Origin of the sequence: Clostridium psychrophilum (assembly GCF_018861705.1) — a bacterium.
Taxonomy (GTDB): domain Bacteria; phylum Bacillota; class Clostridia; order Clostridiales; family Clostridiaceae; genus Clostridium_AD; species Clostridium_AD psychrophilum.
On sequence record NZ_JAHLEC010000021.1, the window covers coordinates 11638 to 25794 of the forward strand.

The window sequence follows — 14157 nt, forward strand, 5'->3', positions numbered from 1 at the left end:
CGTTCATCTATATATAATATATACCCTTATCTATATTGTGTCAATATGTTCCCTATAAAATAGTATAAACTTTATATATATATTTACAATATTATATATAAAACATTCTATGTAGATTTTAATTAAACGTTCCAATAGTTTTTATTTATTAATCACAATAGCAATTAAGTTAGATTTACAACAAATTATTTTAACAACATTTTGGAAGCTTCAAGTCTGCCATCTTCTATAAGTGGCAGTTGTCTAGCCTAGGAAAATTACTTTGGTTGCATCTAAATCTACTTCCAAAGTTGTCGCAACTCCATAGAGGAGATGATGCATCTTCTTCGAAACTGTTGCGACCCAGGAGATGATTTAATTAAAAAATAGTAACTCAGTTATTAGTAAATTTAAACTAACTGATATATATAATTTTTTTTAGTAGTATAAAGCATTATTAGGTAGTCTTTTAAATATACTCAATAAAGTAATCAATATAAGATTTTCTTTCGTATGATTATCTTATATCGATTTAACTTTTACAAATGAATTTGATCTAAAAAAAAGCTATAGAAACTATAAGGACGGTGTAATAAAATGAAAGCAGTTATTCTAGAAACATATGGTGACAGAAAGCAGCTAAAATTACGAGACGTACCTAATCCAATTGCAAAAGCAAATGAAGTATTAATTGAAAATGCATGCAACTTCAATTAATCCAATAGACTGGAAAGTAAGAGGCGTAACTCTTAAAGAAATGATGCCTTTCACATTTCCACTTATTTTAGGTTGGGATGCAGCTGGTATTGTTACAAACGTTGGTAAAAATGTTTCTTCATTAAAGATTGGAGATAGAGTGTTTACAAGGCCCGCTACTACATCAAATGGCACCTATGCTGAATATATAACAGTTGCAGAAGATTTAGTTGTAAAAATACCTGCAAATATCAAATTTGACGAAGCAGCATCAATTCCTCTTGCTGGTGAAACCGCTTGGCAATGTCTTGTTGACATTGGAGAAATTAAATCCGGTGATCATGTATTAATTCATGCTGGTGCAGGCGGTGTTGGAAGCTTAGCTATTCAAATAGCTAAAAGTTTTGGAGCTTATGTAACTACTACCGGCAGCAGTAAAAATGAAAGCCTTCTAAAATCTCTTGGTGCAGATAAAGTAATAAATTATGAAAAAACTGATTTTGAAAAAGAGCTTAAAGATTACGATTTAGTATTTGACACTTTGGGTAATGATATTCAAGATAAAAGCTATAAAGTATTAAGAAAAGGCGGAACATTAGTTTCTATTGTTCAACCTCCAGATAGTGAAAAAGCAAAAGAATATGGAGTAAATGCAGTGTTTCATATGTTACAACCAAATGGTCAAGATCTTGAGAAATTAGCAAATCTTATGGCCAAAGGCAAACTTAAAGCTGTAATAGGTAAAACGTTCGAATTTAATGAAGCTGGGCTTCAAAATGCTCATGCATTAAGTGAATCACATCATGCTAAAGGTAAAATTATAATAAATATAAAATAATTTACATTTAGAAATTTCAATAAAATCACCCCCAATTATAATTTTATTATCTATAATTGAGGGTGATTTTATAATGTTTATTTTTAGTTGTTTAACGACATTTTTGTAACTTACTCTATTTTTGTTTGAATTCTGACCAAATTGAATCATATAACTTAGATGCACTACCAGCATCCTGTAAATGTTTAGCTTTGGTAAATTCATTTTTAGGTATATATATTGCCTTGTTATTAAGAACCGTTTGAGGCATGAATTTTTTAGCTGCTATATTAACATTTATATATTCTATACTAGTTGTAATATCGCTGCTTGCTTTACCACCAAGTACATAGTTTATAAATTTTTCAGCATTTTTTTGATGAGGTGCATTTACTGGAACAATTAAATTATCCTCTTCAAACTGCATCCCCTCTTTTGGATAAACAATTTTGAACTTTTTATTACCTTTAATTGCTGCTGATGCCTGTGATCCCCACATAACTCCAATATTTGTATCTCCATTAATTAAACTAGTCATTGGTGTATCTGCATCAAACACTTTAACATTAGCTCGAAGTTTAGCAAGCTCAACCTTTGCCTGTGCTAATTTTGCTGGATCTGTCTCATTAATGTTATACCCAAGCTTTGTTAATGCCATACCTATTACAGATCTTGGGTCTTCGAGTAATACCTCGGAACCTTTCAAAGAAGGACTCCATAAATCACTTATTCTCTTAATATCTATTTTAACCTTGTCTGGATTATAAACTATCATCTGACTTCCAAGTGAATAAGGTACTGAGTACTTATTGGTCTTGTCATAATATTGACCTAAGTAAGCCTTATCTATATTTTTATAATTAGGAATTGCAGATTTATTAATAGGCTGTAATAAGACATTTTTCTGTTTTGCCATAATCTGTACCATATAGTCTGCACAAATTATTACATCATATTGTCCACCTTTAGATGCGCGTAACTTTGCAAGCATCTCTTCATTTGTTGAAAAGTTACTATAATTAACTTTAATTCCTGTGCTTTTCTCAAAATTTTTAACAACATTTGCTGGAACATAATTTGCCCAAGTATAAATATTAACTACTTTTTCTTCACTAGTCTTCGATTTTCCGCACCCAACAAGTGTGAATCCTATAATTGAAACTGCAAGTAAAATACTTAAAGCTTTAAATCGATTTTTTAACATAAAAATAAATTCCCCCTTAATTTCTTTAACAAGTGTAAAACCTCATTTAAAATACATTTTATTTTCCTTTTTTCAGTTTTATACCTTGTGATAATAATAAAACAACAAAAGTTGTTACTAGCATAATTGTACACAACGCGTTTATTTCAGGTGAAAGACCAAATCGTATCATTGAGAATATCTTAATTGGAAGTGTAGTACTTTCTGGTCCACTTAAGAAAATATTTATTATAACATCATCAAGTGATAATGCAAACGCAAGCATGGCACCTGAAACCACTGCTGGTAAAATTAGCGGAAGTGTAATTGTTCTAAATACCGTAAATTTTGATGCTCCCAAATCCATTGCTGCCTCTTCAATAGACAAGTCAAAATCCGCAAGTCTTGATTTAACATTTATAAGCACAAATGGTATACAAAAAGTTGTATGTGCTAGTACTAATGTAAATATACCAAAATTAATGTTAAGAGCTGAGAAAAACACAAGTAATGATATTCCCATTATTATCTCTGGAATTACAATTGGAATATAAACAAGAAAACTTATTACTGCTTTTCCTTTGAAATTATATCTCTTTAATCCAAACGCACCAACCGTTCCAATTATTGCTGAGATTGCAGTGCTTAAAGTTGCAATGGTTAAACTATTAACAAGTGCAGTAATTACATCATCATCATTAAATAACTTAGTGTACCAATCAAAAGTAATCCCACCAAATACTATATTCGATTTAGCTGAATTAAATGAGTACATAATAATTATTGCAATTGGAACATACAAAAATGCGAATATAAACAATATATATGCTCTTTCTGATCCTTTGGATAATTTTGAATTCATTAGAACACCTCCGTGTCTAACTTTTTACCAATAACTTTTACATAAATAAGAATTAAAATTAAGGATAGAAAGATCATTACTATTGATAGAGCTGCCCCAAAAGGCCAATCATTTGCTGAAAGAAACTGATTTTCGATTAAATTACCAATAAGCATTACATTACTTCCACCCATTAAATCTGGTATGAAAAAGAGCCCTACAGATGGTATAAATACTAAAATACAACCAGCAACTATTCCTGGCATAGTTAGAGGCACCGTAATAGTTCTAAAAGTCTTCCATCTACTTGCACCAAGGTCTTTAGCCGCTTCAATGTAAGTTTTATCCATCTTATCTATAGAATTATATATTGGAAGTACCATAAATGGAAACATTGTATATATCATTCCGATCATTACAGCAAAATAAGAATATAACATCTTTAATGGTTCTTTTATGATTCCAATTTTAATCAATAAATGGTTTAATACTCCTCCAGTACTTAGTATTACAATCCATCCATAAGTACGTATTAACGAATTAGTTAAAAATGGTGCCATTATTAAAAGCATTATTATAATTTTATATTTCTTTATCTTAGCCGCAAAGTATGCAAAAGGGTAACCAAATCCTAATGTAAATACTGTTGTAACCAAAGCTACTACTAAAGAGTCCCAAAATACTTTAACGTACAATGGGTTAGCCATTTTTGTATAATTTGAAATTGTTGGTATATAGACTATACCACCATCATCACCTCTTTGCATAAAACTAATAAACACAATATACAATAAAGGTATTGCAACTAGTAAAATCATCCAAAAAGATATTGGTGTTATAGTGAATCCAGTTGAAATATTAATTTTTTTCTTCATTTTTCTCACCTAACCTTCTTCAACTAAAACTACATCTTCAGGTTCAAAATATATCCAAACCTCACTACCTATGCCTATTAAATCTTTTTTCTTATCATAATCATATACAATAATTTCTTGACCGCTTTCGGATTCAACAATAGTTTTAATCATAGATCCGATATAACTATGTTCTTTTATTATTGATTTGATTCCAAATTGTGGTTTTTCCCTAGTGTATTTAACGTTTTCCGGTCTTACTAAAGCATAGCTTTCTTTATTCTTTGAATTGTCATAATTTTTATAATTCACAATCATCTCATTTTTATCAAATTCAACAGATATTTTTTCTTCATCAATTTTTTTTATCCTAGTCTTAATTAAATTAGATTCTCCAATAAAACTTGCTACAAATTTTGTTTCCGGCCTCTCATATATATCTTCAGGGCTTCCTATCTGCTCTATAATTCCTTCATTCATAACCGCTATTCTATCTGACATATTAAGTGCTTCTTCTTGATCATGGGTAACATATACAAACGTGATCTGTAACTTTTTCTGCAATTTTTTAAGTTCAATTTGCATTTGCTTCCTAAGTTTCAAATCAAGTGCCCCTAAAGGCTCATCCAATAGTAATATTTTAGGTTTATTTATTAGAGACCTTCCTATTGCAACTCTTTGTTTTTGACCACCGCTTAATCCATCTATTTTTCTTTTTTCATAACCTTCAAGTTGGACTAAACTTAACATTTTCATAACTCTTTCCTTTATTTCTATCTTATTAACCCTTCTGATTTTTAAAGCATATGCTATATTATCAAACACATTCATATGTGGAAATAATGCATAGTTTTGAAATACTGTATTTACGTTTCTGTCATTAGGTTGCTTATTTTCAACATGTTTACCTTCAAGTAAAACGCTGCCACTTGTTGGATTCTCAAAACCTGCTATTATTCTAAGGGTTGTTGTTTTCCCACAGCCACTTGGCCCGAGTAATGTTAAGAACTCCCCTTTATCTACCTTTAATGATATGTTTTTAATTACCTCTTGGTTATCAAACTTTTTTATTATATTGTCCATTTCTAATATAATCTCTGACAATTTTAAAAAACTCCCCCCGTATATCTTGCATTTAAATGAAAAATTATTTATTATATTAATTCCATAATGTTCATTATTTTGATGTTGTTTCTAATTATACTACATATATGATGAGAATTATTCCCATTATATTATTTATTAAATTGAAAGATATTAATGCATTCATAAAACACCTAACCTAATACTGCATTTTAACAACATTTTGGAAGCTTCAAGTCTGCCATCTTCTATAAGTGGCAGTTGTCTAGCCTAGGAAAATTACTTTGGTGGCAGTCTAAATCTGCTTCCAAAGTTATTAATATTGCTGCGACCCAGGAGATGATGTTACAGCTCCACAGAAGATAATTTTATATGTATGCTTAGTATCGTTGAGAATTATCTTAACAAGAAAACAAAGGTTTTAAATAAAACATCAAAATTGAACTCAATAAAAGCATTAAGATTTCAATAATATAATAAATCTATAAATAAAAATTGGAAGGTAATTAGAATAAGTCTAATTACCTTCCGATTTTAAAACTAATTACTTTTTATATAACTATATAAATTCATATAGTTTTCAGCTGATTTCTCCAAACTGTTGTTTGAAATCATGGCATTGTGAATTAATTCATTCCAAGACGCTTTGTCTTTGTATAAATCTAGTGCTCTATTTACTGCATCCAATAATTCCTCGCCACTATAATTATTAAAAGAAAAACCGTTGCCATTACCTGTATATTTACTATAAAAAACAACAGTATCCTTCAATACTCCAGTTTCATGAATAATTGGAATGCTTCCATATTTTAATGCTATAAGCTGTTCTGTACCACTGGGTTCAGATAAAGATGGCATCAAGAACATATCTGAAGCAGCATATATTTGCTGTGCTAGATTCTCGTCAAAAACAATATTTGTTGATATCCTACTTGGGTACCTTGACGCATAAAATTGAAATATATCCTCATAATATTCATCACCATTACCAAGCAATACTATTTGAATATCAAGGCTAAGTAATTCTTCGAGTTTATCTACAATTAAATCTACTCCCTTTTGTTTCACTAGACTAGTCACAATACCTATCATCGGTATATCTTCATCTACTGTAAAACATAGTTCTTCTTGAAACTTTAATTTATTTTTAACTTTTTGTTTTATGTTTTCCGGATCATAATTTTGGAATATTTTTTTATCGGATTTAGGATTATAAACCTCATAGTCTATACCATTTACCATGCCATAAAGTTTTTCAGCTTTTGAGGCCAATAATCCATTTAAACCTTCTCCATAAAAAGGGGTCTGTATTTCTCTTGCATAAGTATTACTTACAGTAGTTATTGCATCGCAAAAAATAATTCCACCCTTCATAAAAGATATAGAATCATAAAATTTCAGTGCATCCTCATTAAAATAAGTCTCGTCTAAATTTAATAACTCCTTTAGCATTTCTTTTGGAAATATTCCTTGGTGTTTTATATTGTGTATAGTAAATATGCTCTTTATTTTATTAAACTTAACATCTTTACTATAGTTCGCTTTAAGTAAAACTGGTATAATTCCACATTGCCAATCATTACAATGAATTATATCTGGCACAAAATCCCTCATGTATTTCATAGATTCTAATATTGCTTTTGAGAAATAAGAGAATCTTTCACCATCATCATAATATCCATATGTACGAGTTCTCTTAAAATAATATTCATTATCTATAAAATAGTAAGGCACATCGTCATAAAGTAAATATTGCAACCCACAATATTGATTTCTCCATCCAACTTTAACCTTGAAAGTAGCTATAGTTTCCATACAGTTTTTAATATACAATGGAATACCACTATATTTAGGTATAATTACTCTAACATCAATTCCTATCTTTCTTAAAGCTTTAGGTAGTTCATCTGCCATATACCCGTCTCCAGCTTTTATAAAAGGATATGCCTGTGAAGCTACAAACAACACTTTTATACTCATACTAACCCCTCCATTTAGTTTACTTATCTTATATCTTATCTCTTAAACTTCTACATAATATTGTAATTCCCTTTAATTTCTAGAATATTAAAAATAAGCTACATTTAGCACAAGTTAAGTCAATATGAGTTATTAGTTATAACTTTATTTTTTAAGAATTTGTATTTCCATAGGTTTTAAATTTAAACTTACTGTACATACTTTACCCATAAACTTACTTCCATCAAATCTACAAGTAATAGTATTCTCTTTAGTCGATACAACCGCCGTAGTCTTTTTGTTGTAATTACTGTAAAGCAGCTTCAATTTTGAAGCTTTAAAATTGAGGATATAATCTATTATCACATAACCAGACCAACTATTCTCTGTACTAGTATTAATGACAACAAGAACTTCTTCATCGTAAAGTATTCTAGAGTAAGCTAATACTCCCCCTTGATATGATGAAATTCCATAATTAATACCATCTCCAGATATTTCTCTAAAATATTGACGACCATATCTAAGAGTAGCCTCATTAGAATGAAGGGTATTAAGCGCCTTCATAGATTTATATATAGGATTAGTAGTATCAAAAGCATTTGGTTTTCCCCATAAAGCTTCCCTTACATTGTCCATTCCACCGCTTCCACTTAATTCCTGCTCAGTGCCATAATATATGCAAGAAATGCCTTGCAATGTTATTAGTGCACCAATTGCCATCTTTAGTTGTTCTTGATATCCTTTTGAATAAAAACGTTGAGCTTGATCATGATTATCAATGAAAGAAACAAAATAACGTCCAGCATCTGCATGAGAACTTAAAAAACTCTTCTGAATTTCCCTGCGATTGGAAAATACCCTTACTACTTCTGAAGGTGGAATAAGTCCCTTTATAACCATAGGCAGAACATAAAAAAGGGGGTAATCTAAAGCAGCATCAACTCCTATAATTCCATTCGTATCTTGGGTATTTCTCCCTATGTATTGGTTTATTTTCAACTCAGTGTCATACACCTCACCAAAGGTAAAAAAATTCTTTTTCCCAATACTTTGGGAAAATTCTCTTATAGCATTACCAAAAATATGTGCAAAATCATTTGAAATATATTTTAAAGTATCAATTCTAAATCCATCACAATCAAATTTTGCTATAGCATATTGATAGGATTTAATTAAAATATCTCTTACAGGACAAAGTCTATCTTTATCCATAAAATCTATATTTATTTTTCTTAGGGAGAAAAAATCTCCACTATTGTTATCCTCTGCATTTCCATTTCCAAGTCTAAAAAAATAGTTGCTATTTCGAAGTTCAGCTGGCCAAACACCTGCATCATGACTACAGTTTTTAGGTGGCACGGACCACTTGCCCTTTCCATTTTTATCTCTCCACAAAATATTACTAGGATGATTTGAAAGTTCTGGTTCATCTACAATGTTACCATTACCTAGGTCATACTTAAAAACTTCCCCTGTATGATTTAAAACAATGTCTAAAATAATGTAAATACCTCGGGCATGAGCTTGATCAATTAGATTCTGTAATTCTTCTTCTGTCCCTAATCGTGGATCAACGTTCAAGAAATCTTGAATACCATATCCATGATATGTATTATCAAAAGCACAGTTTTTAAAGACAGGGCTTAGCCAAATTGCTGAAAATCCTAGAGATTTAATATAATCTAGTTTATCGCTAATTCCATTAAAAGTTCCACCTTGAAAATCATTATATTTTTCATCCCATTTAGATTTTGGTTCTGAATTAGGGTTATTAAACCTGTCATTCAAAATAAAATAAATTGTAATGTCCCTCCAATCCTCAGGTGAGGGAAAAGGCCTTTTGATTTTTACAATTGAATTCCCAACGAGGACATCTTTTTCTTCTGAATTTCTAGCACTCTTTAACACCTTTGAAAATGCTTGAGAATAAATTGAATTAATCATATTATTTTATCTCCTTTTTAAAAAATTTGTTTAAATAGTATATCTGACTGTAACAATTTGCTATAATATTATATTTTATTACATTATATACTATTTTATTGAATTATATTTTATAATTTATAATTTATAATTTATTTATAACTTATTTATAAATAAACACTATCCAATTACAACGATTTTATATCCTATATTAGTATAAAAATACACCCATACTTATAAAACCCCTTTTTTCTTGAATTATCTAAATGATTAGTGAATCTTATTGCTATATCTTGCCTTGTACTACGCAGAGTTTGACGAAAGTTGCGAGTGAATTATAGTACTAAACACACTATAATTGAAGGAAAGTAATATGTATTTGTAGAAATATAAATATATTAAATAATATAAATAGTTAAACAATATAAATAATATAAATAATTAATAAAAGGAGATATGCATTATGAAAAATGTAATGCCAATTATAAATTTGGATTGTAAAGATATTAATGTTGATAAAAATGAATATATAGAAAAACCAGATTTGGAAAAGAATTTAAATGAAAAAATCAAACAACTTGAAAATGAACTTCAGTATACTAAAAAATGTCTACAAACCTCAAATGAAGAGCAACTTGCTTATAATGAAGAACTAATGAGTGCAAATGAAGAATATCAATCAGTAAATGATGAATTGCAAAAACTCAACACCCAGTATCAATATAAAAATCAAGAATTAACTACTTTAAATGATGATATGACAAATTATTTAAATAGTTCAAATATTGGAACTGTTTTTCTTGATGAAAATCTTTGTATAAGAAAGTTTACACCAAACAGTACTAAAGAAATAAACCTTAAGGATCAAGATATTGGACGTCCAATGCATGACATATCAACTAATCTTATTAATGATGACTTAAATGCGGGTGCTAGCGAAGTATTAAGCAGTCACAAGTCTTCTGAACATGAAGTTCAAAGTAAAAATGGAAGTTGGTATTTATTAAAATGCTCGCCATACTGCACGGTTGAAAATCAAATTAAAGGAGTTGTCTTATCTCTTGTCGATATAACGAATAAGAAATTGTTGGATGAAACAATTTTGTCAGAAAGTTTAAAGTCAGAATTTTTCAGCAATCTTTCTCATGAACTTAGAACACCACTAAATGTAATTTTATGTACCTTACAGCTTTTGGATACCTTTAAAATTGGTAGTGATGTTAAAAACCAAAGAAAATTTAAAAAATATAGTAATATAATGAGACAAAATTGTTACAGACAATTAAGACTTGTTAATAATATAATTGATATTACAAAACTTGATGCTGGTTTTTTTGATTTAAATCTACAAAACTGTAATATTGTAAATGTTGTTGAAAGTGTTACCATGTCGGTATCTGAGTATATTAAGTCTAAATCCATTGAATTGGTTTTTGACACTGATATAGAAGAATGTATATTATCATGCGATCCAGAAAAAATTGAAAGAATAATACTAAATCTAATTTCTAATTCAATAAAGTTTACAAAACCAGGTGGAAGTATAAAAATAAATATGTATGATAAAGGAAAAAATATTATAATCTCATTAAAAGATACAGGAATTGGTATACCGAAAAATAAATTAAATATTATTTTTGACAGGTTTAGTCAAGTAGATAGATCACTTACTCGGAATCGAGAAGGAAGTGGCATCGGCTTATCCATTGTAAAATCACTTGTTGAGCTACATAAAGGCACAATTTCCGTATCAAGTGAATATGGCAAAGGAACAGAGTTCACCATTGTGCTTCCAGTAGTAAAACTACCTGAAGATAATAGCGTACGTGAGGAGTTTGAAACTGAATCAGAAGAAAGCATTCAAAGAATACATATTGAGTTTTCAGATATATATTCCTTAGATTAATCATCTCTTTCAGAGATGAAACCGCAATAATATAGAGAATTATAAACTATTGTACTCTAATTAGCAATAATTTGTTATAATAAAAGAATATGATGATGTGTTAAACAATCTGTAAATGGAGGGGTACGATGAAAGAGAATAAGAAATTAGACAAAAATGTAAAGATTAAAAATCCTGAAGACAATTCTTCTGTGCCAACTATTGCAAAAAAAGGCTTTTCAATAGTTGGTATAGGGGCTTCTGCAGGAGGATTAGATGCTTTGTTAACTTTTCTAGGTAATGTCCCTAAAAATAGCGGTTTGGCTTTTGTTATAGTTCAGCATATGGAGAATAACAGTAAGCAAATTTTGGTAAATTTACTTCAGACTGCTACTACTATGAAAACTGTTCAGGTATATGAAGATATATCAGTTCATCCAGACTGCGTCTATGTAATTCCGCCAAATAAGAATATGTCTATTAAGCATAATGCGCTACACCTTTTTGATTATATTGAGCCTCACACTTTGCGAATGCCCATAGATTTTTTCTTTTGCTCCCTTGCAAATGAATTGCATGAGAGAAGTGTTGGTGTCATCCTCTCGGGCATGGGTAAAGATGGTACATTAGGCCTCAACGAAATCAAGAAAAATGGAGGAAGTGTATTTGTTCAGCTACCATCATCTGCTAAATTTGAAGACATGCCTCGTAGCGCCATAGATGCAGGTTTAGCTGACATTATATCAGACGTAAAAACAATGCCTTCAAAAATTATTTCTTACCCTCGGCACAAACCATGTGTCAAGATTGATGACCAGGACAAAACAAACAACCTAAACAGTTACTTCGATAATATTATTGCCCTGTTACGAGTACATACAGGTCATGATTTTTCTTTATATAAAAGAAATACTATACAACGTAGGATTGAACGTTGTATGGATATCCATAAAATTAGCGATTTAGCTACCTATGTATGCTTTTTGAAACAAAATCCTCAGGAACTGAAATTACTATTCAAGGAATTTTTAATTGGGGTTACCAGTTTCTTTCGCGAACCCGCAGAATGGGAATTGTTAAAAAACAAAGTTATACCGGAACTCTTAGAGCAAAGGTCCCCTAGTGATATGCTACGGGTTTGGATATCTGGTTGTTCAACCGGTGAAGAGGCATACTCTCTAGCAATTGTTTTCAAAGAAGTGCTTGAGGAGTTAAAAACATCCACTGACTTTTCTATGCAAATTTTTGCTACAGATTTAGACAATGAAGCGATTGATAAAGCTCGTGAGGGAATTTTCTCAAATAATATATCAAAAGATATGTCTCCTGAGAGGTTAAATAGATATTTTGTCAAGGTGGATCGTGGATATCAAGTTAACAAAACTATTCGTGATATGGTAATCTTTGCTCAGCAAAACATGATTAAGGATCCCCCATTTACAAAAATTGATATATTGCTCTGTCGCAACCTGCTTATATATCTGACTCCAGAAATCCAGAAAAAGCTCATTCCTCTTTTTCACTACAGTCTTAATAATGGTGGATTTTTGTTTTTAGGAAGTGCAGAGTCAGTGGGCAACTTTACTAATCTTTTTAAACCACTTAATCTTAAATCACGAATTTATCAGAGGCTCCAAGCCTTAATTCAAACAGATCCTATAGAATTCTCGACCTCATTTTCTCCGGATCAGACTTCCATGATCCCGCCATCGGAGGAGGTTCAGAACATGCAGTCACTAGCGGATAAATTGATTTTGGAAAATTATTCACCAGCCACAGTTCTCGTAAACGGTAAAGGTGATATTCTCTACATTACAGGGAGAACAGGCAAATATCTTGAGCCACCTGCTGGTAAAGTCAATTGGAATGTTTTTGCCATGGCGCGTGAAGGGCTAAACTATAAACTTAGTGACACTTTCTATAAAGCACTTCGTCAAAAACAAACGGTGAATTTCAAGAATGCAGTTGTGATAAACGAAGGTGGTCCGTTAATTGTTGACATCTCAATCAATCCGCTCAATGAGCCAGGTGGACTATGTGGAATGGTAATGATTGTTTTTACCGATGTGACCAATGCTAATGTTGACGAAATAATAAATACAACTAAGCAAGTCCCTGCAAGTAATAAACGTGAAGAAGAACTAGAACAACAACTACTACAAGCTCGCCAAATGTGGCAAGATACTGGTGCTGAAATGCAAATATCCCAAGAGGAGTTTAAATCCAGTAATGAGGAATTGCAGTCATGCAACGAAGAGCTTCAATCAACAAACGAGGAATTGACCACAACAAAGAAAGAAGTTCAGTCCTCAAATGAAGAACTAAAGATAATCAATTTTGAATTACAGGCAAAACTAAACAACTTGTCACTAGTCACAAATGACATGAAAAATTTAATGGACAGTACAGAAATTGCTACTTTATTTTTGGATAATAAGTTACTCGTTAAACATTTTACCAATGAAATGAAAGTAGTATCAAGATTAATTCCAAGTGATGTAGGTCGACCAATAACTGATATAGCGTCGGATCTTATTTATCCTGAAATGACAGATGATATTAAAGATGTGCAACGCACATTGAAAACTGTTGAAAAACAGGTCATCTCTAGTAACGGTAATTGGTTTAACGCTCGTATTCTTCCTTACCATACGTTAAAAGACAAAATCGATGGTGTAGTTATAACTTATGTAAATATCACTAAATCCAAATCACTTGAAGCGAAGCTCAGCAAATCGAAATTAGCTTTAAAACAAAGGCTTGTTGATCAAGACAAGGAATTATTACTAGTAAATGATAGGTTAAATGAATTACAAAAAGGTCATAGTGAAGTTGCCGCGTCTACCGATCCTGATGATAAATAAGTTTGAGTTATAGTATTTCACCCCTCAAAGTATATTAAAAGTTATTTTTGCGCATAATAATATTTACAAT

At 30.7% G+C, this 14157-nt stretch carries 9 protein-coding genes; 3 read left to right on the plus strand and 6 right to left on the minus strand.

What is annotated here, in order from left to right:
* The first annotated feature begins 676 nt into the window (after positions 1-676).
* Positions 677-1513, plus strand: coding sequence for an NADP-dependent oxidoreductase (locus KPL38_RS06815; protein ID WP_216288398.1), 837 nt, complete (start codon positions 677-679; stop codon positions 1511-1513).
* A 115-nt stretch (positions 1514-1628) separates the two neighbouring features.
* Here the strand turns inward: KPL38_RS06815 and KPL38_RS06820 are convergent, their stop codons facing one another.
* From KPL38_RS06820 to KPL38_RS06845, 6 genes are all read right to left on the minus strand, one after another.
* A complete protein-coding gene (locus KPL38_RS06820) occupies positions 1629-2696 on the minus strand; it encodes a polyamine ABC transporter substrate-binding protein (protein WP_216288399.1) in 1068 nt (355 codons plus the stop codon).
* Between the two features lie 58 nt (positions 2697-2754).
* A complete protein-coding gene (locus tag KPL38_RS06825) occupies positions 2755-3537 on the minus strand; it encodes an ABC transporter permease (RefSeq protein WP_216288400.1) in 783 nt (260 codons plus the stop codon).
* The gene (locus KPL38_RS06830; protein ID WP_216288401.1) at positions 3537-4391 is read right to left on the minus strand and encodes an ABC transporter permease; all 855 of its coding nucleotides are present in this window, start codon (positions 4389-4391) and stop codon (positions 3537-3539) included. The genes KPL38_RS06825 and KPL38_RS06830 overlap by 1 nt, the downstream gene beginning before the upstream one ends.
* A gap of 9 nt (positions 4392-4400) precedes the next feature.
* Positions 4401-5474, minus strand: a complete 1074-nt coding sequence (locus KPL38_RS06835) for an ABC transporter ATP-binding protein (protein WP_281419331.1) — start codon at positions 5472-5474, stop codon at positions 4401-4403.
* Positions 5475-5993: 519 nt separating this feature from the next.
* Complete coding sequence (gene glgA / locus KPL38_RS06840) at positions 5994-7427, minus strand: glycogen synthase GlgA (RefSeq protein WP_216288427.1); 1434 nt, start codon at positions 7425-7427, stop codon at positions 5994-5996.
* Positions 7428-7577: 150 nt separating this feature from the next.
* Positions 7578-9359 carry an alpha-amylase family glycosyl hydrolase gene (locus KPL38_RS06845; protein ID WP_216288402.1) on the minus strand — a complete coding sequence of 594 codons (1782 nt, stop codon included), beginning with the start codon at positions 9357-9359 and terminating at the stop codon, positions 7578-7580.
* Positions 9360-9801: 442 nt separating this feature from the next.
* Between KPL38_RS06845 and KPL38_RS06850 the strand changes: the two genes are divergently transcribed.
* Positions 9802-11244, plus strand: coding sequence for a sensor histidine kinase (locus KPL38_RS06850; protein ID WP_216288403.1), 1443 nt, complete (start codon positions 9802-9804; stop codon positions 11242-11244).
* Positions 11245-11372: 128 nt separating this feature from the next.
* Positions 11373-14087 (plus strand): CheR family methyltransferase, encoded by a 2715-nt coding sequence (locus KPL38_RS06855; RefSeq protein ID WP_216288404.1) that lies wholly within the window; start codon positions 11373-11375, stop codon positions 14085-14087.
* Positions 14088-14157 lie beyond the last annotated feature (70 nt).

Coding starts and splice junctions, on each gene's coding strand:
- KPL38_RS06815 (WP_216288398.1), top strand. CDS start 677: ATGCATGCAACTTCAATTAATCCAATAGACTGGAAAGTAAGAGGCGTA.
- KPL38_RS06820 (WP_216288399.1), bottom strand. CDS start 2,696: ATGTTAAAAAATCGATTTAAAGCTTTAAGTATTTTACTTGCAGTTTCA.
- KPL38_RS06825 (WP_216288400.1), bottom strand. CDS start 3,537: ATGAATTCAAAATTATCCAAAGGATCAGAAAGAGCATATATATTGTTT.
- KPL38_RS06830 (WP_216288401.1), bottom strand. CDS start 4,391: ATGAAGAAAAAAATTAATATTTCAACTGGATTCACTATAACACCAATA.
- KPL38_RS06845 (WP_216288402.1), bottom strand. CDS start 9,359: ATGATTAATTCAATTTATTCTCAAGCATTTTCAAAGGTGTTAAAGAGT.
- KPL38_RS06850 (WP_216288403.1), top strand. CDS start 9,802: ATGAAAAATGTAATGCCAATTATAAATTTGGATTGTAAAGATATTAAT.
- KPL38_RS06855 (WP_216288404.1), top strand. CDS start 11,373: ATGAAAGAGAATAAGAAATTAGACAAAAATGTAAAGATTAAAAATCCT.